General features: G+C 40.5%; 21 protein-coding genes, 9 tRNA genes and 1 rRNA gene. 27 read left to right on the top strand and 4 right to left on the bottom strand.

What is annotated here, in order from left to right:
- The first annotated feature begins 45 nt into the window (after positions 1-45).
- The 11 genes from rrf (at position 46) to rocF (ending at position 2,212) form a co-directional block, all read left to right on the top strand.
- Positions 46-161, top strand: a 5S ribosomal RNA gene (gene rrf, locus BS1321_RS11390).
- Positions 162-206: 45 nt separating this feature from the next.
- Positions 207-281 (top strand) — tRNA-Asn (locus BS1321_RS11385).
- Positions 282-284: 3 nt separating this feature from the next.
- A tRNA-Thr gene (locus tag BS1321_RS11380) sits at positions 285-357 on the top strand.
- 31 nt (positions 358-388) lie between these two features.
- Positions 389-463: transfer RNA gene (locus tag BS1321_RS11375), tRNA-Glu, on the top strand.
- A 19-nt stretch (positions 464-482) separates the two neighbouring features.
- Positions 483-558 (top strand) — tRNA-Val (locus tag BS1321_RS11370).
- Between the two features lie 15 nt (positions 559-573).
- Positions 574-649: transfer RNA gene (locus tag BS1321_RS11365), tRNA-Thr, on the top strand.
- Between the two features lie 18 nt (positions 650-667).
- A tRNA-Tyr gene (locus BS1321_RS11360) sits at positions 668-751 on the top strand.
- 104 nt (positions 752-855) lie between these two features.
- Positions 856-930 (top strand) — tRNA-Gln (locus BS1321_RS11355).
- Positions 931-933: 3 nt separating this feature from the next.
- A tRNA-Gly gene (locus BS1321_RS11350) sits at positions 934-1,005 on the top strand.
- A 21-nt stretch (positions 1,006-1,026) separates the two neighbouring features.
- Positions 1,027-1,102: transfer RNA gene (locus BS1321_RS11345), tRNA-Ala, on the top strand.
- A gap of 207 nt (positions 1,103-1,309) precedes the next feature.
- Complete coding sequence (rocF, locus tag BS1321_RS11340) at positions 1,310-2,212, top strand: arginase (RefSeq protein ID WP_063236213.1); 903 nt, start codon at positions 1,310-1,312, stop codon at positions 2,210-2,212.
- 137 nt (positions 2,213-2,349) lie between these two features.
- Here the strand turns inward: rocF and BS1321_RS11335 are convergent, their stop codons facing one another.
- The gene (locus BS1321_RS11335) at positions 2,350-2,535 is read right to left on the bottom strand and encodes an aspartyl-phosphate phosphatase Spo0E family protein (protein WP_063236212.1); all 186 of its coding nucleotides are present in this window, start codon (positions 2,533-2,535) and stop codon (positions 2,350-2,352) included.
- A 172-nt stretch (positions 2,536-2,707) separates the two neighbouring features.
- On the opposite strand from BS1321_RS11335, the gene sigW reads away from it, so the two are divergent.
- The 7 genes from sigW (at position 2,708) to BS1321_RS11300 (ending at position 10,738) form a co-directional block, all read left to right on the top strand.
- Positions 2,708-3,271 (top strand): RNA polymerase sigma factor SigW, encoded by a 564-nt coding sequence (gene sigW, locus BS1321_RS11330; protein ID WP_063236211.1) that lies wholly within the window; start codon positions 2,708-2,710, stop codon positions 3,269-3,271.
- 16 nt (positions 3,272-3,287) lie between these two features.
- Entirely contained in the window at positions 3,288-3,911 is a 624-nt protein-coding gene (locus BS1321_RS11325) for an anti-sigma factor family protein (protein ID WP_063236210.1), read from the top strand.
- Positions 3,912-4,129: 218 nt separating this feature from the next.
- Positions 4,130-4,954: a diadenylate cyclase CdaA gene (cdaA, locus tag BS1321_RS11320; protein ID WP_034304935.1), complete on the top strand. Its 825-nt coding sequence runs from the start codon at positions 4,130-4,132 to the stop codon at positions 4,952-4,954.
- Complete coding sequence (locus tag BS1321_RS11315) at positions 4,947-6,311, top strand: CdaR family protein (protein ID WP_063236209.1); 1,365 nt, start codon at positions 4,947-4,949, stop codon at positions 6,309-6,311. The genes cdaA and BS1321_RS11315 overlap by 8 nt, the downstream gene beginning before the upstream one ends.
- A 56-nt stretch (positions 6,312-6,367) precedes the next feature.
- On the top strand, positions 6,368-7,717 hold the full coding sequence (gene glmM, locus BS1321_RS11310) for a phosphoglucosamine mutase (protein ID WP_063236208.1): 1,350 nt from the start codon (positions 6,368-6,370) through the stop codon (positions 7,715-7,717).
- 470 nt (positions 7,718-8,187) lie between these two features.
- Positions 8,188-9,990 carry a glutamine--fructose-6-phosphate transaminase (isomerizing) gene (gene glmS / locus BS1321_RS11305; protein WP_063236207.1) on the top strand — a complete coding sequence of 601 codons (1,803 nt, stop codon included), beginning with the start codon at positions 8,188-8,190 and terminating at the stop codon, positions 9,988-9,990.
- A 376-nt stretch (positions 9,991-10,366) separates the two neighbouring features.
- A complete protein-coding gene (locus BS1321_RS11300) occupies positions 10,367-10,738 on the top strand; it encodes an iron chaperone (protein WP_063236206.1) in 372 nt (123 codons plus the stop codon).
- A gap of 138 nt (positions 10,739-10,876) precedes the next feature.
- On the opposite strand, the gene BS1321_RS11295 is transcribed toward BS1321_RS11300, so the two are convergent.
- The 3 genes from BS1321_RS11295 to BS1321_RS11285 are packed head-to-tail and all read right to left on the bottom strand — an operon-like array spanning position 10,877 to position 14,351.
- Positions 10,877-11,911, bottom strand: a complete 1,035-nt coding sequence (locus BS1321_RS11295; RefSeq protein ID WP_063236205.1) for a sensor histidine kinase — start codon at positions 11,909-11,911, stop codon at positions 10,877-10,879.
- Positions 11,908-12,582: a response regulator transcription factor gene (locus BS1321_RS11290; protein ID WP_063236204.1), complete on the bottom strand. Its 675-nt coding sequence runs from the start codon at positions 12,580-12,582 to the stop codon at positions 11,908-11,910. Before BS1321_RS11290 ends, BS1321_RS11295 begins: the two co-directional genes overlap by 4 nt.
- A gap of 23 nt (positions 12,583-12,605) precedes the next feature.
- A complete protein-coding gene (locus BS1321_RS11285; protein WP_063236203.1) occupies positions 12,606-14,351 on the bottom strand; it encodes an ABC transporter ATP-binding protein in 1,746 nt (581 codons plus the stop codon).
- Between the two features lie 413 nt (positions 14,352-14,764).
- Between BS1321_RS11285 and BS1321_RS11280 the strand changes: the two genes are divergently transcribed.
- The 9 genes from BS1321_RS11280 to BS1321_RS11240 all read left to right on the top strand — a co-directional run bounded on the left by BS1321_RS11280 (position 14,765) and on the right by BS1321_RS11240 (position 24,649).
- Positions 14,765-15,457, top strand: a complete 693-nt coding sequence (locus BS1321_RS11280; RefSeq protein WP_063236202.1) for a response regulator transcription factor — start codon at positions 14,765-14,767, stop codon at positions 15,455-15,457.
- A complete protein-coding gene (locus BS1321_RS11275; protein ID WP_063236201.1) occupies positions 15,450-16,538 on the top strand; it encodes a HAMP domain-containing sensor histidine kinase in 1,089 nt (362 codons plus the stop codon). The genes BS1321_RS11280 and BS1321_RS11275 overlap by 8 nt, the downstream gene beginning before the upstream one ends.
- Positions 16,539-16,621: 83 nt before the next feature.
- Complete coding sequence (locus BS1321_RS11270; RefSeq protein WP_063236200.1) at positions 16,622-17,500, top strand: M15 family metallopeptidase; 879 nt, start codon at positions 16,622-16,624, stop codon at positions 17,498-17,500.
- Positions 17,497-18,012, top strand: a complete 516-nt coding sequence (locus BS1321_RS11265; protein ID WP_063236199.1) for a VanZ family protein — start codon at positions 17,497-17,499, stop codon at positions 18,010-18,012. Before BS1321_RS11270 ends, BS1321_RS11265 begins: the two co-directional genes overlap by 4 nt.
- Positions 18,013-18,221: 209 nt before the next feature.
- On the top strand, positions 18,222-19,391 hold the full coding sequence (locus tag BS1321_RS11260) for an ATP-grasp domain-containing protein (RefSeq protein ID WP_069981790.1): 1,170 nt from the start codon (positions 18,222-18,224) through the stop codon (positions 19,389-19,391).
- Positions 19,392-19,403: 12 nt separating this feature from the next.
- Complete coding sequence (locus BS1321_RS11255) at positions 19,404-21,098, top strand: methyl-accepting chemotaxis protein (protein ID WP_063236198.1); 1,695 nt, start codon at positions 19,404-19,406, stop codon at positions 21,096-21,098.
- Positions 21,099-21,433: 335 nt separating this feature from the next.
- Positions 21,434-21,634 carry a cold-shock protein gene (locus tag BS1321_RS11250; protein ID WP_034304915.1) on the top strand — a complete coding sequence of 67 codons (201 nt, stop codon included), beginning with the start codon at positions 21,434-21,436 and terminating at the stop codon, positions 21,632-21,634.
- 524 nt (positions 21,635-22,158) lie between these two features.
- Entirely contained in the window at positions 22,159-22,530 is a 372-nt protein-coding gene (locus tag BS1321_RS11245; protein WP_063236197.1) for an ArsR/SmtB family transcription factor, read from the top strand.
- Positions 22,523-24,649 carry a heavy metal translocating P-type ATPase gene (locus tag BS1321_RS11240; protein ID WP_063236196.1) on the top strand — a complete coding sequence of 709 codons (2,127 nt, stop codon included), beginning with the start codon at positions 22,523-22,525 and terminating at the stop codon, positions 24,647-24,649. The genes BS1321_RS11245 and BS1321_RS11240 overlap by 8 nt, the downstream gene beginning before the upstream one ends.
- The last annotated feature ends 223 nt before the right edge of the window (positions 24,650-24,872 follow it).

The following is a 24,872-nucleotide window of genomic DNA, read 5'->3' as shown; positions in this document are numbered from 1 at the left end:
TTATCTAGTTTTGAAGGAATGAAAATTCTTCAAAAATGAATATAGTCTGGCAATGATGGCGAAGAGGTCACACCCGTTCCCATTCCGAACACGGAAGTTAAGTTCTTCAGCGCCGATGGTAGTTGGGGGTTTCCCCCTGTGAGAGTAGGACGTTGCCAGGCTATTCATTTAAATCTTTAAATGGGTTTTAGGAAACATTATATTATTCCGCAGTAGCTCAGTGGTAGAGCATTCGGCTGTTAACCGAACGGTCGTAGGTTCGAGTCCTACCTGCGGAGCCATATGCTTCCATAGCTCAGTAGGTAGAGCACTTCCATGGTAAGGAAGAGGTCAGCGGTTCGAATCCGCTTGGGAGCTTCCCAATCTATCTATGAACACAAAACAGTTCGGCCCGTTGGTCAAGCGGTTAAGACACCGCCCTTTCACGGCGGTAACACGGGTTCGAATCCCGTACGGGTCACCATTTCTTAATTCATTTAAATGGAGGATTAGCTCAGCTGGGAGAGCATCTGCCTTACAAGCAGAGGGTCGGCGGTTCGATCCCGTCATCCTCCACCATTTTATTCTTTACTTGCCGGTGTAGCTCAACTGGTAGAGCAACTGACTTGTAATCAGTAGGTTGGGGGTTCAAGTCCTCTTGCCGGCACCATTTACAACCATATATTGCGGAGGGGTAGCGAAGTGGCTAAACGCGGCGGACTGTAAATCCGCTCCTTCGGGTTCGGCAGTTCGAATCTGCCCCCCTCCACCATTTTAATAAAATCCTGTGGATCAGTTATATATTCTCTGTATTGGGGAAATATATGATTACCACCTTTTTATTTTGTTGACCATTAATCTTTTCATTTCATATATTGGGCTATAGCCAAGCGGTAAGGCAACGGATTTTGATTCCGTCATGCGAAGGTTCGATCCCTTCTAGCCCAGCCATTTGCGGAAGTAGTTCAGTGGTAGAATACAACCTTGCCAAGGTTGGGGTCGCGGGTTCGAATCCCGTCTTCCGCTTAATATATTTTAAATCCCTTAGGGGCCTTAGCTCAGCTGGGAGAGCGCCTGCCTTGCACGCAGGAGGTCAGCGGTTCGATCCCGCTAGGCTCCACCATCAACTACATACACCAAAACTTACGTCTTAAACCAAAACTGGTTTAAGACTTTTTTTGTTTAAGAAATAGTTGGGTAAACTAATCCCCATAAAATTTTTTTTTCAAAAAAAACATATGTGATAAGCAAACGTGCATCTTTATACATGAAAATGTCGAGTTGAACCACTCGGCATATACGATATAAAATGGTGGAAAGGGGGAATTGTATGTCTATTCAGAAAATTTCCGTCATCGGATTGCCTATGGACCTCGGTCAAGCAAGGCGAGGGGTGGATATGGGACCTAGTGCCATTCGCTGCGCAGAGATTGTCGAGCGTCTTGAAAAGTTGAATATAGAAGTAGAGGATTTAGGAGATATAATTGTAGGGCGTCCTGAAAATGCAGATGAGCCTGGGACAAATCTAAAAAACTTACAGCTTGTTGCAGAAGGGAACACCCAGTTAGCTACAAGAGTTGATGAAATAATAGAAGGAGGTTCCTTTCCGCTTGTATTGGGAGGTGACCATTCAATAGCTATAGGTACACTGGCAGGAGTCGCAAAGCACTATGAAAGTTTAGGTGTGATTTGGTACGACGCACATGGGGATTTAAATACGGAAGATACTTCACCATCAGGGAATATACACGGAATGCCCCTAGCTGTCAGTATTGGGGTTGGACATCCGGACCTAATCAATATCCATGGTTTTGCTCCAAAAGTGAAACCGGAAAACATCGTAATAATTGGAGCAAGGTCATTGGACGAAGGAGAAAAAGAACTTATCCGTGAGAAAGGGATTAAAGTATTCACGATGCATGAGATCGACCGTTTGGGAATGACGCGGGTCATGGAAGAATGTATTGATTATTTAAGGGAAAGAACGGATGGAGTCCACCTTTCATTGGATTTGGATGGAGTTGATCCAGCAGATGCACCCGGAGTGGGGACACCGGTGATTGGTGGTATAAGTTATCGGGAAAGTCATTTGGCCATGGAAATGCTTGCGGAATCCAACTTGATTACATCCGCTGAATTCGTTGAAGTGAATCCCATTTTAGATGAGCGAAATAAAACGGCGATCGTTGCCGTGGCCCTAATGGGTTCGCTATTTGGAGAAAAGTTATTATAACTAATAAATAAAAGAAACAGTAACCGGCTTGTAATGGGTTACTGTTTTTTATATGCTATAAGACGTAGGTTTATTTTCCAGGGTGTATGTAAAAGGAACATATCTATAGATAGATGGTTGCAATCGTATTTCCATATTCACTTAAGAGCACGACTGTCTGTAAGATCTCCATTTTTAGTTAAATGGATGTATTGGATGATTAAAGAATCCAGTTTGCTGCTAACTTCAACAACTTCATTATCCACCATCGAAGAACGGGAAGCCAAAAACATCATTTTTTGTCTGTATTGTTCAATATGGTCTAAAATTTGTTCTGCAGTCATATAGAGAATCACTCCCTTGAATTTTACAATTTCTTACTATATAGCCCTGTTTTTTTTTTCTTAAACATAAAATGTAAAACTTTGTTAAAATTAATGTATTAAATTTTTGAAACCTTTTAGCTTACGATTCGTAGTAATCGTATAGCCGCATGAGCGGGGGTAATACCGGAAAATGGATGCACTCATTAAAGAGAGAATTAATCAAGTATTAAAGGGAGACCATAATGCATTTGGGGAAATTGTCGAAATTTACAAGGACAAAGTATTCCAAATATGTTTTAGGATGCTCGGAAACAGGCAAGAAGCAGAAGATTTGGCACAAGAGGCCTTTGTAAGGGCCTACGTGAATATTCGAAGTTTTAATATACAAATGAAATTTTCTACATGGTTATATCGGATTGCGACCAATCTTTGTATTGACCGGCTTCGGAAGAAAAAACCGGATTACTATTTAGATGCAGAGGTGGCAGGAACAGAGGGATTGAATATGTATTCCCAAATTGCATCGGATATGGCGAAACCTGAGGAAGAGGTTGAATCTTTAGAACTACAGGAAACCATTCAAGTGGAAATAATGAAATTGCCCGAGAAATACCGATCGGTAATCGTATTGAAGTATATTGAAGAGTTATCTTTAAAGGAAATCAGTGAGATACTCGATTTGCCGGTCGGTACGGTTAAGACGAGGATACATCGCGGTCGGGAAGCCTTGCGTAAACAACTACGCCATTTATAAAAAGAAGGTGAGAAAAATGAACTGCCATGAGGAAATCATTGAATATATGCATGATTATTTAGATGAGGACATCAAACCGGAGCATAAAGAAGTTTTACGGGAGCACTTGCATAACTGTGCTGAATGCCGGGATTACTTTCATGAAATGAAAAAGGCGGTCGCTCTTGTACAAAGTACTTCCCATATAAAGGCCCCGGATGACTTTACAGCAAAGGTTATGGCTCAATTGCCAAAGGAAACGAAAACAACAGGTGCCAAACGTTGGTTCAAAAGCCATCCCTTCATGACAGCGGCAGCGATGTTCATCATATTGATGACAGGATCTGTTTTTTCCACTTATAATCAGGACGAACATTTTTCAGTATCAAAGCAGCCTAACTTAGTGGTCGAAGGTGAAACGGTGATTGTTCCTGAGGGTGAGACAATCAAGGGAAATGTGGTAGTTCAAAATGGTAACATTCAAATAGATGGTGAAGTAGAGGGAGATGTGACAGTCATAAATGGGCATAAATATATGTCTAAGGCAGGGAATGTGACTGGGAGCATCCATGTTATTGACCAAGCCTTTGAGTGGATGTGGTATAAAGTAAAGGACACTGCAACCTCGTTGGTTCCTGCTAAAGAGGAGAAAAAGGAATAAGGAATGGAAGCTGGGAGGGGGCATCGTTTTTCATTTACGGTGACTTCGCTCAGCTTTATTTTTTTTAGGGAAGGGAACCATTTTTCATGATACGTTTTTCCTATGTAAATTTCTCACACTAGTTTTTAGATGTATCATTTAAAAAATGGTATACTATTAAGGTTATCGTATAAAGATTGTAATTGGTATTTGGAGTAATACTGACTGGAGGAAACAACATGTCTTTAACCAATTTGACTGTTTGGGACTATGTAGTAAATTTCATTGATATTCTCCTTGTATGGTTTGTGATATATAAATTGTTAACTATTATTCGAGGCACGAAGGCTATTCAGCTGCTAAAAGGAATTTTTGTAATTGTCATTGTAAAAAGCTTAAGCAACCTGTTTGGTTTCAATACACTCGGATGGTTAATGGCACAAGTCATGAATTGGGGAGTATTGGCGATTCTCGTCATTTTTCAACCTGAACTGAGAAGGGCACTTGAACAATTAGGACGCGGGAAGCTCTTTGCAAGGGGCACCGTTCCAGAAGAGAATCAGCAAGAGCGTTTAGTCGAAGAAATCCTAAAGGCGTCCACTTATATGGCAAAAAGGCGGATTGGGGCCTTGATTACGATAGAGAAGGGTACGGAGCTGGGGGATTATGTTGAAACGGGGATACCCCTAAAATCCTATATTTCTTCAGAACTGCTCATTAATATCTTCATCCCTAATACGCCGCTCCATGATGGCGCAGTTATTTTACAAAATAACCAGGTGGCGGCTGCAGCTTGCTACTTGCCATTATCAGAGAGTCCATTCATATCAAAGGAGCTAGGCACACGGCATAGGGCAGCCATAGGCATGAGTGAAGTTACGGATAGTCTTACGATTGTCGTTTCAGAAGAAACGGGAGGGATATCCGTCACTAAAAACGGGGAACTTTACCGGGATTTGAATCAAGAATCATTTAGGGCCATGCTTACAAGTGAACTGGTAGTGGAAAACATCAAATCAACTTCCTCAAGCATCTTTAACTGGAGGGGGAAAAAGAATGGATAAATTCACCAATAGCGCTTGGTTTATGAGAATCGTAGCTTTTGCCTTGGCAGCACTTTTGTTCATTTCCATTAACTTTGAGATGGAGTCGGATAAAAAATCCCTTGGTTTATCGACAGCCCCTGAAATCAGTACGGAGACCATTGAAAATGTACCGGTTGAAGTGTACTATGACCGTGAGAATCTAGTGGTGAGCGGAGTACCGGAGACGGTTGATGTTACTCTAAAGGGAGCAAAAAGCCTATTGATAAATGCGAAAAATCAAAGGGACTTTAAAGTGTATGTAGACCTTTCTGATCCTGCAATCTCAATGGGGGACAGAACCGTCACATTTAAAATAAGTGAGTTGAATGAAAAGTTAGTGGCGACGATCGATCCGGAATATGCGGAAGTCAACGTTCAGGAACGGGTGACGAAGGAATTCTCCGTTGAAGCCGAGTATAATAGCTCTTTACTTGAAGAGGGATATACCGCTGGTCAGCCAACAGTCAACCCGAAAACTGTCAAAATAACGGGTGCTAAAGATGCGATTGAACAAATTTCCTATGTAAAGGCAAACCTTGAAATAAGTAAGGGACTTAACGAAACGGTGAACAGCAAGGCAACCGTTAAAGCCCTGGACAGGGACTTGAATAAGCTGGATGTGACGATCGAGCCATCTTCTGTTGCAGTTTCCTTAGAAGTGAGCATACCTTCCAAGACGGTGTCGATAGCACCGAAGCAAACTGGTAAGGCAAAGGATGGCATCAGGATCACGAGTATAAGTGTAGATCCAAATGAGGTCACCTTATTTGGTTCGGAAACGAGCCTGGAGAAAATAGATGGAATAAATCTTCCTGTAAATATCTCGAAAATTGATGGTGATACAGAACTGGAACTCGATCTTAATAAACCGGAAAGTGTACAAAAAATGTCCTTGGGTAAGGCAAAGGTCAAGATTCGCACAGAGAAAGTTGATGTAGATGAAGATGAAGAGAATTCAGAGCCAGTCGTAGAAGAGGAAGAACCGGAAACTGAACAAAAACAAGAAGAACAAGTAGTCGAAGAAGAAGCAGAAGAAGATGAACCGGCTGCCATTGAGTCTAAAACTTTCAACAATATACAAATAGTGCCTGTGGGCATACAGGATGACCAAAATGCCGAATTGGAATCCGATGTAACAAGTATCACTTTGCTTGGTGAGGCGGATGATTTGAAGAAAATAACTAAAGACGACATTAACCTTACAGTAGATGTGAGTAATTTAGATGAAGGTACGCATGATGTGGATGTGGCGGTAACAGTGCCTGAGGGAGTGGAATGGGAACTGGATTCTAAAACGGTTTCGGTCACCATCACACAAAAAGACGAAGAGACATGACCTTCCTTTAACATCATCATTAAATTCAGTAAGGATTCGAAGAAGGAGCGATAAAGATGGGTAAATATTTTGGAACAGACGGAGTCAGGGGTATAGCGAATAGCGAATTAACACCGGAGTTGGCATTTAAACTAGGCCGTTTTGGTGGCTACGTTCTTACTAGAAATACAGAAAAACCCAAAGTGCTGATAGGGCGCGATACTCGTATTTCAGGTGAAATGCTGGAAGGTGCGCTTGTTGCCGGTCTTTTATCCATTGGGGCTGAAGTGATGCGCCTGGGTGTCATTTCGACACCGGGAGTTGCCTATTTAACAAAGGCCTTAAGTGCTGAAGCAGGTGTCATGATTTCCGCTTCGCATAATCCGGTAGCGGATAATGGCATTAAATTCTTTGGACCGGATGGGTTTAAGTTATCCGATGATCAAGAAGCTGAAATTGAAACACTATTAGATATGGAAAAGGATGAACTTCCACGTCCGGTTGGCGGAGATTTAGGTCATTTGAACGATTATTTCGAAGGAGGGCAAAAGTATCTCCAGTACTTGAAACAATCAGTGGATGAAGATTTTACAGGCATTCATGTTGCTCTTGATTGTGCTCATGGGGCGACATCTGCCTTGGCCATGCATTTGTTTGCAGATCTTGATGCAGACATCTCTACAATGGGGGCATCGCCAAATGGCTTGAACATTAATGATAAGGTAGGTTCAACCCACCCTGAAGCACTTGCTGAATTCTTAAAAGAAAAAGGTGCGGATGTTGGACTTGCTTTCGATGGTGACGGAGACCGCGTCATTGCGATAGATGAAAAAGGAAATATAGTGGACGGCGACCAAATCATGTATATCTGTGCGAAATACTTGAAAGAAAATAATCGTCTGAAACAGGGAACAGTGGTTTCTACGATCATGAGCAACCTTGGTTTTTATAAAGGTCTTGAAGAGCATGGTATACAAAGCGCCCAGACGGCAGTGGGGGATCGCTATGTGGTCGAGGAGATGAGAAAAGGCGGCTATAACCTTGGCGGCGAACAATCAGGACATATCATCTTCCTGGACTATAACACGACAGGTGATGGCTTATTGACGGGCTTACAGCTTGTGAACATCATGAGTGACACCCAAAAAACCTTATCGGAGCTCGCTGGCGAGATGAAGAAATATCCTCAAACGCTGATCAATGTCAGAGTTACCGATAAACACGCTGTAACCGATAATGAAAAGGTACAGGAAGTCATCAAGGCAGTCGAAGGGGAAATGAACGGAAACGGTCGTATTTTGGTGAGACCATCCGGTACTGAACCGTTAGTCCGTGTTATGGCTGAAGCACCGACAGCTGAGGAATGCACTAATTATGTAGAACGCATCGTCGCAGTTGTAAGAGCGGAAATGGGTATGAACGAATAACCAATCCTATGCATAAAGGGAACGAAAATTCCTTTTATGCATATTTTTATAAAGAAGTTCTTTTTTGTAGGTAAAGGTAATAAAGAATTGACCTATGTCCCTTGTTTAAGGTATGATTATCCTGATTTACAACTCATTTTCTGAAAATGGTTGTGTTGAAAAGGAGGGTAGGCAAGGCAAGGAGAAACGGATTCACAAAAGCGCCTGAACTAAGTCTGGACGAGAAATGGCTTAGTTGACGAGGAGGAGGTTTATCGAATGATCGGCGGATACCTCCCGGCTGAAGTGCACAGCCGCAGTAATTCTAATCTTAAAACAGTAGGGCAACTTACTGCACAAAGGATTGGAAATGCACAATGGGAAAAAGTGCTTTAGGGCATTTCCTTTATAAAAATATATATCAGAGATGAGGGGGCAGGGATGCCCCCGTGCATTCCTGTTCCCTCGAATCGGTTGGAGGAACAGAAATTATGTGTGGAATTGTTGGATATATTGGACTTAACGATGCAAAGGAAATTTTATTAAAAGGTCTTGAAAAACTTGAATACCGCGGTTATGACTCTTCAGGGATTGCTGTGAGAAATGAAGCAGGCGTGACAATCTTTAAGGAAAAGGGAAGAATCGCAGACTTACGTGGAGCCGTGGATGAAGATACCATGGCACATACCGGAATAGGACATACGCGCTGGGCCACCCATGGTGTGCCAAGCCGTGAAAATGCCCATCCCCACCAAAGTAATTCAGGTCGATTGACTTTAGTTCATAATGGGGTCATTGAAAACTATGCGATTCTAAAACGTGAATATTTGAAGGATGTTGCCTTTAAAAGTGAAACGGATACGGAAGTCATCGTTCAACTCATAGAGAAGTTCGTGAACGAAGGTATGGAAGTGGAAGAGGCGTTCCGTCAAACACTCACTCTTTTAGAAGGTTCATATGCCATCGCCCTATTGGATGCTGAAAATGATGAAACCATCTTAGTCGCAAAAAATAAAAGCCCGCTGCTAATCGGCGTCGGAAAAGACTTTAACGTTGTCGCTTCGGATGCAATGGCCATGTTGCAAGTCACAGATCAATTCCTTGAACTGATGGATAAGGAAATGGTTATCGTGACAAGTGAAAAGGTAACGATCAAGAACCTTTCCAACGAAGAAGTTATGCGTACTCCATATACTGCTGAACTGGATGCAAGTGATATTGAAAAAGGTACGTATCCTCACTATATGCTCAAGGAAGTCGACGAGCAGCCAGCTGTCATACGTAAAATCATTCAAGCATACCAAAATGAAGAAGGTAAACTTGCAATCGATTATAGTATTACTGAAGCTGTAAGTGAGGCTGACCGTATTTATATCATTGCTTGCGGAACCAGCTATCATGCAGGATTGATTGGTAAGCAATTCATCGAAAAAATGACGGAAATTCCGGTTGAGGTCCATGTGGCATCGGAATTCACTTACAATATGCCGTTATTATCGAAAAAACCGTTATTCATCTTCATTTCACAAAGTGGTGAAACTGCAGATAGCCGTGCCGTGTTAGTGTCCATCAAAGCGCTTGGCCATAAAGCCCTGACCATCACGAACGTACCTGGCTCTACATTGTCACGTGAAGCGGATTATACGCTCTTGCTGCATGCTGGCCCTGAAATTGCCGTTGCATCAACAAAGGCCTACACAGCTCAAGTGGCAGTCTTATCCATCTTAGCGAATGTAACTGGCCAATTCCGTAACATGGAGTATGATTTCGACCTTGTAAAAGAGCTTGGAATCGTTGCGACAGCTATGGAAGCCCTTTGTGATTCGAAAGAAGAGATGGAAGACATTGCCCGTGAATATTTGTCCGTTACGAGAAACTGCTTCTTCATTGGCCGTTCCCTTGACTACTATGTTGTTCTTGAAGGGGCCCTTAAGCTGAAGGAAATCTCATACATCCAGGCGGAAGGCTTTGCTGGCGGAGAGCTTAAACATGGAACGATCGCCTTGATTGAAGAAGGTACACCTGTCGTAGCCCTTGCTACGCAAGCAGGCGTCAACCTAAGCATCCGTGGTAATGTAAAGGAAGTGGTTGCCCGAGGCGCCAACCCTTGCATCATTGCCATGAAGGGGCTTGAAGAAGAGGATGACCGTTTCGTCATCCCGGAAGTGAATGAACTATTAACACCCCTTATCTCTGTTATCCCGCTGCAGCTCATTGCTTACTATGCTGCCTTGCACCGCGAATGTGACGTGGATAAACCACGTAATCTTGCGAAAAGTGTAACGGTTGAGTAAGTTTGGAATGAATGCAATGTATGTTATGTAGAATTGAAATAAAGTTTAACTGTTTATAAAAAAGTTGCGAAGCTTTACCCCTTTGGCTATGATTAGCCAAAGGGGTGTTTTTTTATGTCTAAAAGAACGAGAACCTCTCAAGTTGACAAGTGGATTAAAGAAGGCCGAGGAATAGGCATCGGTGTGCAGTGTAATAAAGTCGTTTAATGCAATCTATCAAATCAATCGGTAGGTAATCGCGGCAGCTTTAAGAGCAAAGTTAAAGATTTGGATAAGGCGCTGACTTACAAACGATTGTGGTAGATGGCGATTTAATTCGTATGGGCATGAAAAATAACATCTTCAAAAATAATTTTAAATTTTAGGAGAGAATGACATGGAAGTTTTTGCAGAATTTTTAGCGAATATTGATAACCCGCAACATAGGGACCGAACGGAAGAAGTTTTGGCTTGGGTAACTAAGAAATTTCCAAATTTAATGCCGAAAATTGCGTGGAATCAGCCTATGTTTACCGATCATGACACATATATTATTGGCTTTAGCGTAGCCAAACATCATTTGGCTGTTGCCCCTGAAAAGGCAGGGATTGATCATTTTTCTGATGAAATCGTGCAGGCTGGCTATGATCACACCAAGCAGTTGGTACGTATCAAGTGGGACAGTCCGGTCGATTACTCATTACTTGAGAAAATGATCGAGTTTAATATTTTTGATAAGGCAAACTGTTCAACTTTTTGGCGGAAATAAAAAATTGGATTATTAAGGGTGAAATTAATTTTAATCAAACTTTATACTAAACCATCAAATAGATTTTAAAAACAGCTGCCATTGCAGCTGTTTTTTATTACTATGGATTTAAAATAAACTTCAAAATCACAAAGTCCTTCACGAAATAGGAAGCAGAATGGTGAAAGTCGTTCCCTTTTCGAGTTCGCTTTTCACGGAAATGGTCCCTTCATGCATCTCTATAATTCTTTTCACGATGGATAGGCCTAGACCGCTGCCGCTTTTTGAGCGTTCCCTTGCCAGGTCGGCTTTATAGAATCGCTCAAATATATGGAACTGGTCGGTTTCGGAAATGCCGATTCCATTGTCGGATATCGTTATGGATGCCAGGTCATCTATCTGTTGTAATCGAATCGTGATCTTTCCGCGATGGCGGGTGAATTTGATACTATTGTGTATTAAATTTGTCCATACTTGGCTCATTAAATCCTGGTCTGCAACTATTGGAACTTTTTCTAAGGATATATCCAATTCGAGTTCTTTTTCCAACCAAGCGGGTTCACAAGCCAAAATAATGGTTCGTATTTGCTGATCCAGCCGGAAATCTGTCCTTTCAAAAGGATGATGCTCGGATTCAAGGGATGTAAGTTTTAGAAGGTTATCACTTAATTTAGATAATCTCCTGCTCTCTGTCTCTATTATATGAAGATAATGATTTCGTTCTTTGGTTGTCAGCTTATTAAATCGAAGAGCTTGGGCAAATCCTACAATGGAGGTAAGGGGCGACTGTATTTCGTGTGAGACGTTAGAGATGAATTCCTGCCGCATTTCTTCCATTTGCTTCAATTGCTTGGCCATGTGATTGAAGTGGTTAATGATATCCGTCATTTCGTTTTTCTTTTCCATTTTAAAATCCAATTGTACATTATAATCGCCATTTGCTATTTTCCTTAAGGCATCTATGATCTCGAGGTAAATATTTACCCGTTTATTGTGATGGATAGCGCGGATAAGATAACCGATGGATATCATGATTGCGATGCTTGTCATGATAGTGGCCAGAAACCGAACATAATCGGTTAACCTTAAGGGCAATAGTTCAATGATATAATAACCGGCGGAAAAGCAAATTGAAATAAACGTAACAAAAAACAGCGTGCCGAACATTTGTTTAAAAAATCGATTGCTTCTCATCTCGTTATCTCCAAACGGTAGCCCAATCCCCAAATCGTTTTAATCCGGAAGGGGAATTCCGATTCTGGAAACCGTTCTCGCACTCTTTTAATATGAACATCGACAGTTCGTTCATCACCTTCATAATCATAGCCCCAAATGTCTTCGATAAGATCTTCCCTGGAAAAAGTTTTTCCAGGATAGCTTGCTAATTTAAACAACAATTCGAATTCTTTTAAGGGAATCGTATATTCCAGTTCTTTGAATGAAATTTCATGTGTGTTGCGATTCATCTTTAATTCGCCGATATTTAATGTTTGTGAAATAGTGATTTTATACCGTTTTAGTAATGCCTTTATTCTCAGAACCAATTCGATCGGTTCAAATGGCTTTACAAGATAATCATCTGCCCCAAGCCCGAAACCTTTTACTTTCTGTGTTGTTTCCCCTTTTGCAGTCAGCATTAAAATGGGGATATCACTAAATTCCCGTAACTCCTTGCATAATTGCCATCCATCCATGTTAGGCATCATAATGTCGATGACTGCCAAATCGATTTTCACTTTCTCCATTAGTTTCAATGCTTGCAGTCCATCTGAGGCTTCATATAGATCAAAGCCTTCTTTTCTTAACAACAAGTTTATAAGTTCGCGAATATGTGCATCATCATCGACAATCAATATTTTTGTCATCCTTCTTCTTTCCTTTCGGTGAATTAGGCCAGTTCAAGTTTGTGTAACTGCTGTTCAGCAAATTCGCGATATAATGAATGCGTATTATACAGCTCTTTATGTGTACCGCTGCCTGTTATTTTCCCTTTTTCAAGGAAGATGATTTGATCTGAACCGATAACGGTCGATAGGCGGTGGGCGATAACTATTGTTGTTCGGCCTTTCATTAAATCATTCAATGCCTGTTGAACCACTTTTTCTGATTTGCTGTCTAGGCTGGAGGTAGCTTCATCAAGCATTAATATTTTGGGGTTTCTTAAAAATGCACGAGCGATCGCGATTCTTTGTCTTTGACCGCCTGATAATTTCATGCCCCTTTCACCAACCTCTGTATCATATCCGTTCGGAAGCTCAGAAATGAACTGATCTGCATACGCCATTTTAGCCACTTGATTTAATTCCTCATCCGTTATATCCCGTTCGATGCCATAACAAATATTATCTCGAATTGTACCTGATACAATCGGGCTTTCTTGTGAAACATATCCAATCTGGCTTCTCCATGAAAGCAGTGTGAAATCATTTATGTTTTTCCCGCCTATGGATATGGACCCTTGCTGTGGTTTGTAGAAACGCTCGAATAACGAAAAAAGGGTCGTTTTTCCGCTGCCGCTTGGGCCGACAATTGCAGTAACCTTTCCGGCTTCAACGTAAAAGCTTATATCTTTAAGTACCTGTTCTCCATTATTATAACTATAGTTCAGGTTCTCCACGCTGATTGATTGACTTATATTTTGAACTGGCTGCATCGCATCTTCTTCCTCCACTGAATCCAGAATGGAAATGATGCGCTCTGTTGCACCCGTTGCTTTTTGGAATTGTGTAAAGAAACTGGCTAATTGAGCCATTGGCATGATTATTTGGAAAAGATACATGATGAATGCAACTAGAGCTCCAGCTGTCAGGGCTCCTGAAGAAACGCGCATTCCACCATAACCTAAAATCAGCACGAGTAATGCCATCATCACAAAACTCATTAGCGGCGCAATCAACGCTTGGATTTTTGCCTCTTTTAATCCGAATTGAAATAATTTATGGATTCCTTTTTTTCCATTTTGATATTCCAAAGCTTCTGCATTCGAAGCTTTAACAAGGCGTATTTCCGTTAGCACCTGCTGAAGGACTGCGGTGAAGCTTGCTGTCTCGTCCTGCATCCCTTTTGAAATTTTATGCATTTTTTTCCCTAATGGCATTAATATCAAAACAGAGAGTGGAATTGCAGTGAACATCAATAATGTCATTTTCCAATCCAGTACGAATAACACGATCATGGAACCTACGATGGAAATGATTCCTGTAACGAAATTAGAGAGGTGTTCAGAGATTAATCCCTTCACTACAGTTGTATCATTTGTCATTCGGCTGACTGTTTCGCCCGATGGATGTTCATCAAAATAACTCACGGGTAATACGAGTAATTTTTTCCATAATTGATCGCGGATACCCGCTACTACAGACTGACCGATCCGATTTAATAAATAGATGGAAAATCCACTGGCCAATGCTTGAACAATAATGGCAAGAACGAGAAGTGTGATCCTTTCGGTGCTTAATGAACTGATTGAAAAATCATTAATTAGATTTTTTGTGAATAAAGGGACTAATAAACCTACACCTGTTGTACCTAGGCTTAATGATAATGCAATCCCTATCATTAGTTTAGAAGGCTTCGTTTGTTGAACTAACCGAATGAACTGGCGCCATCCTTTTTGTTTTTTATCTTTTGACATATGTAAATACATCCTTTCTTGATCTTTATTACAGGGCAAGTATATAAAGAAGTTATGAATTGAATATGAACTCCTAAGTATTTTTATATTTAGTCTTAGTTATTCCACGAAAATACTGGTGAACCTTTTCTTTCTATTTTTCTTCAATACTACCGTCACTGTTTCTTAATGAAAAAGTTTTAAAAATATGAAATGTTAAAGCTGATCAATAGTGTGTGGCTTTTTCTTATTAAGATACAATAAAAAAATTGGCCTGAAATATTCAGGGGACTATGAAGGTAAAGGTATATGAAATTCATGGTTAATGGCAAGGCATATCAGTTATGGTGGGTCACCGGTAGCAATTTGGAAAATCGGAATGGAATGGAGTACAATTATAGTAATGGGAATATGTAAAAGGGAGTAAGATACAGATGAAGCGGATTACCATATTGATAGCTGATGATGAGGTGGAAATTGCTGACTTGGTCGCTATGCATTTGGAGAAAGAGGGATATAACTATATCAAGGTATCGGATGGGAAAGAGGCCATTCGTGTTATTAGCGATCAGAAGATAGACTTGGCCATCTTGGATATCATGATGCCGGAGTTGAATGGCTATGAAGTTACCCGTCAAATTAGAGAGAAATATCAAATGCCTATCATTTTTCTTAGTGCAAAAAGTTCCGATCTGGATAAAATCTCCGGATTGGTGATGGGGGCGGACGATTATATGACCAAGCCTTTCAACCCAATGGAATTGGTCGCACGCGTGAATGCGCAATTGCGACGGGCAATGCAGTTGAATCAAGCCTCAAACGAATCTATATTGGAAGTCGGCGGTTTGACCATTTATCCGGATCAGCGCAAAGTGATACTATATGATGAAGCCATCGAACTAACTCCGAAGGAATTCGATATTTTAGTTCTCTTAGCCGGTCATTCCCAAAAAGTATTTAGTGCGGAAAGTATTTTTCAGAATGTATGGGGCGAAGCGTATTATGAAATGGGCAATAATACTGTCATGGTTCATATTCGTACGCTAAGGAAAAAGCTTGGCGAGGATAAAAATAAAAACAAGTTCATCACGACAGTTTGGGGAGTGGGATATAAATTCAATGGCTGACATGTTACGAAGCTTCCGGGCTAAAATGATTGTATTGCTTGCATTGAGTATGTTGATAGCCGGAACCATTACCTTCCTGATATATAAAGGCCTTCAACTTTATTATCATACGAATGTAAAGGTCGAAGATCCATTGTTCCGTTTGCGTTTGATCATGAATATATATGGAGATCTAAACTTCTTTTTAATCATTTTTATCCCACTTTCGATACTATTCTTCTTTTTCCTTACAAAACCTTATGCGACATACTTTAATAAGATTTCCAATGGAATCAATGATCTCGCAAATGGTGACTTTAAAAGCAGAGTCGACATCTTATCAAAAGATGAGTTCCAGGATATAGCGGAAGATATTAACCGGGCAAGTGAGAAATTACAAGAAGCCGTAGAAAGAGGCGATTTTGCAGAAAGCAGTAAGGATCAATTGGTTCTGAACTTGGCCCATGATTTACGTACACCTCTAACTTCCGTTTTGGGATATTTGGACTTTATCCTTCGAGAAGAAGATTTACCTGCAGAACGAATCAGGCATTTTACGAAGATTGTTTATACGAAATCCCAACGTTTAGAGAAACTTATTGATGAACTTTTTGAAATAACCAGAATGAACTATGGCATGCTTCCATTAGAGAAAAAATCCCTCAACTTAAGTGAATTGCTCATTCAATTAAGTGAAGAACTATATCCACTCTTCGAAAAAAACCACTTGAGTGCAAGATTGACTCTTCCATCGCATTTAGATATTTCAGGTGATGGCGACCTATTGGCACGTGTATTCGAAAACTTATTGACCAATGCCGTACGTTATGGAAACGATGGACAGTTCGTGGATATCCTTGGTTTCACTGATAAAGGGGAGGTTGTGGTGCAAGTTATCAACTATGGAACTTGTATACCTGAGGAAGAACTACCTTATGTTTTTGATATGTTCTACACAAATGATAAGGCGCGGTCCCATAAAGATGGAAGCACGGGTCTCGGTTTATTCATCGCAAAAAATATTGTCGAACAGCATAATGGAACGATATCCGTTAAAAGCGATTCTGTACAGACTCTATTTGAAGTGCGATTACCGCAGTGATTTAAGAAAAATTTTATAATTTCCCCACTATTTTTTTAAACTATTTTTCCTAACCTATAGAAAGAAGGTAAGGAGGACTGTTCATGAAGAAGTGGGTTTTTTTGTTTGTTTTATTTTTGCTGTTTGCACGTGAAGTAAACGAATATAAATCTGACAGTGATTTTCAAATTATTGATGAAAGACATGGTCTAAGGGTTCCGAAGGAGAGTGTAACGTTAGAAATAGCTATGGATCAGGTTTACCAAGGGAATTTGTTATTGGTCAATAAGGAACATCCTGTACATCGGGGAGGGATCAAATCTGATGTGGTTAATCTATTTCAACACAAAGAACTAATAGAGGGATATGGTCTGTTGGACGAAAGGATTCGCTTGTCACAGGGTGTGGCAGAGAAATTCTTGAAAATGGTTCGTGCGGCTGAAAAAGATAATGTCCGTCATTTCATGATTAGCAGCGGGTATCGGAATGAAGAGGAGCAAAGTCAGATCTATCAAGAAAAGGGGTCTGCATTTGCTTTACCAGCTGGCTATAGTGAGCACAACTTAGGGTTATCACTTGATATAGGCTCCACCTTATCAGGTATGAATGAAGCCCCGGAAGGAAGGTGGCTGCAAAAGAATGCCTCGAAATACGGTTTTATTTTACGTTATCCGGAAAATAAAAAGGCTATTACAGGAATTGAATATGAGCCATGGCATTTCCGCTATGTTGGTCTTCCCCATAGTAGAATCATGCAGAAAAAGAATTTTACTTTGGAAGAATACCTTACTTATATAAAAGAGAAAAAGAAAATTGGGGGAACCATAGCGGGTGTGGAATATGAAGTCTCTTATTATCCTGTATCCTCAAAAAAGACGGTTAAGGTACAGGCCAACGCGTATGAAGTATCTGGAGATAATATGGGTGGAGTCATCGTGACTGCTTTTTCTTCTGTGCATGCACGTGATGGGCAAGAGAAATGAAGAAAATAATAATACAGGATATCATTATTCCAGCTTTGTTTGCTAGTTATATATTTTTGCTAACCAAAGTCATTTTATTTAAGTTTGGCCATATTGATATAACTTTTCTTCTGGAACAGCTTCAAAGTAATCTAAAAAACCCAGCAAATATGAAGGATAGATTATTATTGTTCGGTAACTTCATACCGCTTAATGAAATAGTGAGTGCTGTCCAAAATAGGACATATCACAATATATTCAATTTGCTAGGAAACATCGCATTATTCATTCCTTTTGGTATATTTCTACCCCTCGTTATTGGAAAGGGATATATAAATCTAAAGAGGGTATGCTGTATTTCCATTATAGTAAGTCTTTGTTTTGAAGTCTCTCAGGCTGTCTTTAATATCGGCATCTTTGATGTGGATGATCTTCTATTAAATACGTTTGGCGGAATGCTAGGGTATGCCCTATTCAAGTTCGGCATCAAATCTTGTAGATGTACAAGAATGAAAGGAGTTCCTTCAACATGAGCATAGGAAAAAGGAGAGCCCGGGGCTAGATCCGGGCTTTTCCCTTGTCCTCAAATAATTTTCAGCTTAGGTCGAATAGGTAAAAAGATATATTTATATATTTATTTTTAATGCATTTTTAATAATAAATACCTATATAAGCTAAATACTTACAGCTTTTGACCGATTAAATATGGAGATACAAAAACAGTATAAGTTAGGTGGAAAAAATGATTATTTTGAATGAGTCCATTGTGTCGCCAATTCTTCTAAAGGTGTTGGAGGAACAGCAAATTCCAGTGCTGGAACAAGGGCAATGGGGAGTCACATTAACATCAGAAAAGCTAAACATTCAAAAAGATACCGAATTTTTCAAGTCCATGGAAATGGACAAAAGAATTCTTACAAACTCTGAAAATGGCATAACATTATTAGGTCATTTCCAACCGAATAGCAATGAATACATTTGGTCAAAGTTATTGAAGGATAAGAGTCAGGTGCGAAATTTGATGAAATCTTTATATCCCGATTTCTATTTCCAAGATATTGATTTATCCATAATAAGTGACCTGGATAAAAATCAAATACCGTTTCCGGCAGTTATCAAACCCAATATTGGCTATTCGAGTGTAGGGGTGCACAAAGCCAAGAATGAGCAGGATTGGGATATAGCCGTGAACCAGCTTAAAGCGGATTTACTTCATTCGGATGGATTATATGATTCAGAAGTGGTCGGTTCCCAGACCGTTTTAATAGAAGAGTGGATTCAGGGTGAAGAGTATGCCATTGATGGCTATTACAATCAAGATGGTGAACCTGTCATTTTGAATGTCTTCAAACGATTATTCAAGGATGATTACGATACTTCCGATCGAATTTATTATACTTCGAAATTGGCCATTAACGAAATCTATCATGATGCACTAAAGTTCATGAAGAATATTCTAACGGTCCTTCCACTTAGGAATTACCCTGTACACTTTGAAATTCGCAAAAAAGGAAACCGGGTGATACCCATTGAAATCAATCCCCTGCGTTTTGCTGGAGCGGGTACAACGGATCTGGGTTACCATGCCTATGGAATGAATATGTATGAACACTATTTTTCAGGAACGAAACCCGATTGGAATCGGATATTGGAAGAGATGGACGATCATATATATAGCTTTTTCTTTGCAGAGGTTCCACTGGAAATAAATCTGGAAGATGTTGCACGTATTGATCATGCTGGACTTCGTCATGAATTCGAACATGTTTTGGAATATAGGCAGCTTCCTTTCCAAAATGACCGGAGCATGGCAATCATCTTTTATAGAAGTGAGAATTTGAATAAAAATCTCCAATTGCTTCAATTGGATTTAATACCATATTTGACTATAAAACACCTGGTTTTCAACTAAGGGGGCATGGAAATGAGATTTTCAAAGCTGAATCCTAAAAAATCTCTATTGGCAAAACTATTCTTGTTTTATATTATTCCTTTCGTACTTTTCGCAGGGGCCATGGGCCTTTGCTTTTCCTATATTACTAATAAAGTGATCAATGAGAATGTCCTTCCGCAGTTCGATGATCGCCTTTCTGAAAATGCCCACAGTTTAGCAGCAAGCCTCAATCCCACTTTGATAAACAAAGCTTCGGTACGGGGAGAAGAGATTAAGCGGAAGTTAGATGCCTTTGTTAAAGATAAAAAGGGAATCGAATATGTTTATGTTTTGAAGCGGGAGAACGATGCCGACATGATTGTAGCCTTGAACGGCAGCGAGGACTACATGGTGGAATCCCCTTTCACCCTGGAACAGGCAAAATCGATAAATGGAAAAGAAGATGTATTAAGTGAAATATATAAAGATAAGTGGGGTACACACAAGTCATACTTTACGCCAATCGAAGGAACGGATGCGATTGTCGGAATCGATATGGATGCAAAATTCATTGGTGAATTGAAAAGCAGAATGATATTCTATAATATCTTATTTCTTGCTAGTGCCATTATATTAGGGGTACTGTGCGCCGTTGTCATCGGGAAAAAGATCTCGGGCCCCGTCAATGAACTTGTTGGTTACACGAATGAAATGGCAAAAGGGGACTTAAGTAAATCGATTCCCGTTGGTAGACAGGATGAGATTGGCGATCTTTCAAATGGATTCGAAGATATGAGATTAAGTTTGGCCCATATTATCCAAAATGTCCGTGAACACGCTCAAACGATGAATCAAACGACAGTGTCCATTCAGCAATCCTTTGAAGAGATGGTGGAATCCTATGGCCAGATAGTGACGGGGACAACGGAAGATGCAAAAGCTTCAGAAGAACGTGCCCATCATATTGACCGAATTTCCAATATGATCAGTAACTTATCGGATACAATCCGTTTAATGAACGAGCAAACGAATGAAATGAATGAATTTACCATGCATACGAATACACTTGCTGAACAAGGAAGTAAGCAAGTGCAAGATGTAACGAGCCAGATGGATAAAATCATGGAAAACGGCCAAGCCAATAAAGCCAATTTGGTGAGCCTGGAAGAGGATGTAGTGAAGATAAATGAAGTGATTGGTTTAATAAGGGTGATTGCTTCTCAAACGAACTTGCTATCCCTGAATGCTTCCATTGAAGCGGCACGGGCGGGAGATGCCGGCAGAGGCTTTGCCGTAGTTGCTCAAGAAGTGCAAAAATTGGCTGTGCAAACAGATGAATCCATCGATATCATTTCAGAATCCATTATGCGGATTAATGAACAAACAGCCAAAGTCATCCAAAATAATGATGAGAGTTTTCAGGATATATTAAATGGTGTTTCCTTAGTGGAAAACAATGGCGAGATTTTCAATAAGATATTTGAATCCGTAGAGAAATTGCTGAAAGGCACAGAACAATTAGCCGCCCATTCGAAAAAAATCAATGATTCTTCGGATGAAAGCCTGGCATCCATTCAGGAAATTGCGGCGATTTCAGAAGAAGGAGTCGCAACAACGGAGCAAATCTCGGCAGCTGCAATTCAACAAAATATCATTATGACTGGATTGAAGGACCAAAATGAAGACTTAGCAAATGAATCGGCGATTTTAGAAGAAATGGTAGAAAAGTTCATTACTGAAAAATGAAAAAAGTAAACATCTACAAAAACCTCTCATTAACTTTGTTTACGGGAGGCTTTTGTTTGTATAAATGCATGTGAGCCGTCAAGTGAGCCATTAGCTGTAATAGATAGAGCCACTTTGGTTACTGCTTAATATTAAGCGAATTTAGAGAGTATTAAAAATTGCTGGAAAAAAGTTTCCCCAAACTATTTGCAATCGCTACCATTTAATGTTATGCTTAGTCTTAATTATTTTTGTTCGGTACTAAGGATACTAAAAGTACTACTTTTCGTTTTCGATGATGACTTAGAGCAAGGATAGTAATACATTGTGCTTAGATGCACTAGGAGGCAACAACAATGGAACAAGGTAAAGTAAAATGGTTTAACGCAGAAAAAGGTTTTGGATTCATCGAACGCGAAAACGGAGACGACGTATTCGTACATTTCTCAGCTATCCAAAGCGAAGGTTTCAAATCTTTAGACGAAGGCCAAGAAGTTACTTTTGAAGTAGAACAAGGTCAACGCGGACCTCAAGCTTCTAACGTTCAAAAAGCATAATTTCAAAAACAAAAAAAGACGGACCCTTGTTATAGGGTCTGTCTTTTTTTGTTTTGTGAAAATACATAACAAAAAACCCTGCTCAACGATAAGCAGGGTAAATGGTACAAGTAAAGTAAAACGCTAAAAAGGTTTGACTAAGTATATCATAGTTTCTAAAAAATACTAAATTAAATATATTATACTTATCAAGGTATCGATAGGTAATTACTGAAATCATTGGATTGAAGGGACGTGAATTTATGTCCCTTCTTTTTTTTCGCATGAAGATAGAAGTTTGGATATCAGGAGATTCATGGGGTTCCTGGAAAGAGGACAGCATGACCTTTTTGTTCAGCAAAATTCCAGGGGAGCAACTCCGAAGTGAAACAAAAAACGATGGCCCACATATAAAGACATATGGGCCCTTTCACTAACTTGGAGGAAGGAGAAAAGATGCTTATACATTCAAATATAGATTTGAATATTCAGGGAATTATGTTATATTATAATCAAACGAAGATTTGAATGAGAGGTGTGAGAAGATGACGGAACTGAAAGATATATGTGATGTCCACCTGCATGATGAAGTGAAGGTTAATCGCATTCAAGAGGAAATGAGCCAGGTGAATATATCAAGCATGTCGAAGCTGTTTAAGGTTATAGGCGATGAAAATAGGGCGAAGATAGCTTATGCGCTCTGTACGGATGAGGAATTGTGTGTGTGCGATCTGGCCAATATCATTGGTGCTTCGATGGCGACAACGTCACATCATCTTCGTACCCTTTATAAACACGCAATCGTAAAATACCGAAAAGAAGGAAAGTTGGCTTTTTATTCTTTGGATGATCACCATATAAAGCAATTAATTCTCATTGCATTAGAACATCAGCAGGAGGTAAGGGTCGATGGCTGATTCCCCATTAGTGAAAACATATCGTATCCAGGGTCTATCCTGCACGAATTGTGCGGCTAAATTTGAGAACAATGTCCGTGAACTAGAGGGTGTGAAGGATGCCAAAATCAACTTTGGCGCCTCGAAGATTTCGGTACAGGGCAGCGCGACTATCGAAGAGATTGAAAAGGCGGGGGCTTTTGATAACCTGAAGATCCGCGGTGACCAGGAACAGGTAAAGCAAAGGGAACCATTTTGGAAACAAAAAGAAAATATTAAAGTGGTGTTCTCGGTTATCCTTTTGCTAATCAGCTGGATATTGGATAGTCGATATGCTGATGGAAGCATAATGCCGGTAATCGGTTATGCAGCTGCAATCATAGTTGGAGGATATTCATTATTTGTCAATGGATTGAAAAATCTTGTCAGACTTCGCTTTGATATGCACACCCTTATGACGGTTGCCATCATCGGGGCGGCCGTGCTTGGTGAATGGGGCGAGGGGGCGACCGTCGTCATCCTATTTGCGATAAGTGAAGCACTGGAAAAATATTCGATGGATAAGGCCCGTAATTCTATAGAATCATTAATGAACATCGCACCTAAAGAAGCCTTGATCCGTAGGGGGCATCACGAAATGATGGTTGCTGTCGATGAGATTGAAGTGGGCGACATCATGATCGTTAAACCGGGTCAAAAGCTTGCTATGGATGGCAGGATCATGAAAGGGGCCTCGACACTTAATCAAGCGGCCATTACTGGGGAATCCGAGCCGGTTTTTAAAACGGTTGAGGGTGAAGTATTTGCAGGAACCTTAAATGGTGAAGGGTTGCTCGAAGTGGAAGTCACGAAGCGAGTTGAGGATACGACGATTGCAAAAATCATCCACCTTGTGGAAGAAGCACAGGCCGAAAAGGCCCCTTCCCAAGCCTTCGTGGATAAATTCGCAAAATTCTATACGCCGGCCATTATGCTCATTGCCTTGGCCATTGCCGTGTTACCCCCGATTGTGATGAACGGGGATTGGAGTGAATGGATTTACCGGGGGTTGGCTGTACTGGTTGTCGGTTGTCCTTGTGCTTTGGTCATTTCTACGCCCGTCGCCATTGTGACAGCTATCGGAAATGCTGCGAAACATGGTGTGCTGATTAAAGGCGGGGTCCATTTGGAGGAAGCAGGAGCCTTAAAGGCGATTGCATTTGACAAAACGGGTACCCTAACAAAGGGCGTACCTGAAGTGACTGATTTCACAGTGTTATCTGATGAGTTGAATGAACAGGACGTGCTGGCTATCGCTGCTGCTTTAGAAAGCAGATCACAGCACCCCCTTGCCACGGCCATTCTTCAAAAGGCTGAAAACCACGATGTGGACTATCATTCTTTATTGGTAGAGGATTTTACTGCGATCACCGGTAAAGGTATAAAAGGGAAAATCAATCAAGGAATCTATTACATTGGTAAACCCGACCTTTTTGAAGAAGAGGCAGGTTTAGTTTTCTCTGATGAGGTGCTTAAATTAATCAGCGGCTATCAAAATACAGGGAAAACGGTTATGGTGCTTGGCGATCAAGTGAAGCTCCTGGCACTCATCGCGGTGTCTGATGAAATAAGGGAAAGCAGTAAGGAAGCAATTCGGAAACTGCATGCATTGGGCATTGAAAAAACGATCATGCTGACCGGGGATAATATCGGAACTGCAAAAGCAATTGGAGCGGCAGCTGGCGTTCATGAGATCGAGGCGGAGCTATTGCCACAAGATAAATTGGGCATCATCAAACAATGGAAACAAAAATATGACCGAGTGGCCATGGTAGGCGATGGTGTCAATGATGCTCCGGCCTTGGCAGCTTCCACGGTAGGAATCGCAATGGGCGGGGCGGGTACAGATACGGCCCTTGAAACAGCCGATATTGCCTTAATGGGTGATGACTTATCGAAGCTGCCTTATACAATCAGCTTAAGCCGCAAAACATTAAAAATCATTAAGCAGAACATCACGTTTTCATTGGTGATTAAAATCCTGGCCTTATTATTGATAGCGCCGGGCTGGTTAACACTTTGGATGGCGATTTTTGCCGACATGGGTGCGACGTTATTAGTTACATTGAATAGTCTTAGGTTATTGAGAATAAAAGAATAGAATAATATTGGCTCCCTGGTGCATCTTAAGGTGCACCAGGGAGCTTTTATTTATGAGCTTCCAATTGTTTCATGTGAAACTTTGAAAAAAATTAATCGGTCCTGTTATTTTTTTTGTTGAATTTTCTTTTTTAGTAAAAGGAAGTCGAATAAAAACACTTGCTTGGGCAGCAATCGTTATGCAAGTGATGTCTGGTTTGCTACAATGTGGCTGGCTTTTAGGC

Source organism: Peribacillus simplex NBRC 15720 = DSM 1321, assembly GCF_002243645.1.
GTDB classification, from domain to species: Bacteria; Bacillota; Bacilli; order Bacillales; family DSM-1321; genus Peribacillus; species Peribacillus simplex.
The sequence above is the reverse complement of the archived record's forward strand: the minus strand, read 5'-3'. Positions and strand labels throughout refer to the sequence as shown.

What these genes read in the sequence shown, in the direction of transcription:
- rocF (WP_063236213.1), top strand. Translation starts at nt 1,310, where the DNA reads ATGTCTATTCAGAAAATTTCCGTCATCGGATTGCCTATGGACCTCGGT.
- BS1321_RS11335 (WP_063236212.1), bottom strand. Translation starts at nt 2,535, where the DNA reads ATGACTGCAGAACAAATTTTAGACCATATTGAACAATACAGACAAAAA.
- sigW (WP_063236211.1), top strand. Translation starts at nt 2,708, where the DNA reads ATGGATGCACTCATTAAAGAGAGAATTAATCAAGTATTAAAGGGAGAC.
- BS1321_RS11325 (WP_063236210.1), top strand. Translation starts at nt 3,288, where the DNA reads ATGAACTGCCATGAGGAAATCATTGAATATATGCATGATTATTTAGAT.
- cdaA (WP_034304935.1), top strand. Translation starts at nt 4,130, where the DNA reads ATGTCTTTAACCAATTTGACTGTTTGGGACTATGTAGTAAATTTCATT.
- BS1321_RS11315 (WP_063236209.1), top strand. Translation starts at nt 4,947, where the DNA reads ATGGATAAATTCACCAATAGCGCTTGGTTTATGAGAATCGTAGCTTTT.
- glmM (WP_063236208.1), top strand. Translation starts at nt 6,368, where the DNA reads ATGGGTAAATATTTTGGAACAGACGGAGTCAGGGGTATAGCGAATAGC.
- glmS (WP_063236207.1), top strand. Translation starts at nt 8,188, where the DNA reads ATGTGTGGAATTGTTGGATATATTGGACTTAACGATGCAAAGGAAATT.
- BS1321_RS11300 (WP_063236206.1), top strand. Translation starts at nt 10,367, where the DNA reads ATGGAAGTTTTTGCAGAATTTTTAGCGAATATTGATAACCCGCAACAT.
- BS1321_RS11295 (WP_063236205.1), bottom strand. Translation starts at nt 11,911, where the DNA reads ATGAGAAGCAATCGATTTTTTAAACAAATGTTCGGCACGCTGTTTTTT.
- BS1321_RS11290 (WP_063236204.1), bottom strand. Translation starts at nt 12,582, where the DNA reads ATGACAAAAATATTGATTGTCGATGATGATGCACATATTCGCGAACTT.
- BS1321_RS11285 (WP_063236203.1), bottom strand. Translation starts at nt 14,351, where the DNA reads ATGTCAAAAGATAAAAAACAAAAAGGATGGCGCCAGTTCATTCGGTTA.
- BS1321_RS11280 (WP_063236202.1), top strand. Translation starts at nt 14,765, where the DNA reads ATGAAGCGGATTACCATATTGATAGCTGATGATGAGGTGGAAATTGCT.
- BS1321_RS11275 (WP_063236201.1), top strand. Translation starts at nt 15,450, where the DNA reads ATGGCTGACATGTTACGAAGCTTCCGGGCTAAAATGATTGTATTGCTT.
- BS1321_RS11270 (WP_063236200.1), top strand. Translation starts at nt 16,622, where the DNA reads ATGAAGAAGTGGGTTTTTTTGTTTGTTTTATTTTTGCTGTTTGCACGT.
- BS1321_RS11265 (WP_063236199.1), top strand. Translation starts at nt 17,497, where the DNA reads ATGAAGAAAATAATAATACAGGATATCATTATTCCAGCTTTGTTTGCT.
- BS1321_RS11260 (WP_069981790.1), top strand. Translation starts at nt 18,222, where the DNA reads ATGATTATTTTGAATGAGTCCATTGTGTCGCCAATTCTTCTAAAGGTG.
- BS1321_RS11255 (WP_063236198.1), top strand. Translation starts at nt 19,404, where the DNA reads ATGAGATTTTCAAAGCTGAATCCTAAAAAATCTCTATTGGCAAAACTA.
- BS1321_RS11250 (WP_034304915.1), top strand. Translation starts at nt 21,434, where the DNA reads ATGGAACAAGGTAAAGTAAAATGGTTTAACGCAGAAAAAGGTTTTGGA.
- BS1321_RS11245 (WP_063236197.1), top strand. Translation starts at nt 22,159, where the DNA reads ATGACGGAACTGAAAGATATATGTGATGTCCACCTGCATGATGAAGTG.
- BS1321_RS11240 (WP_063236196.1), top strand. Translation starts at nt 22,523, where the DNA reads ATGGCTGATTCCCCATTAGTGAAAACATATCGTATCCAGGGTCTATCC.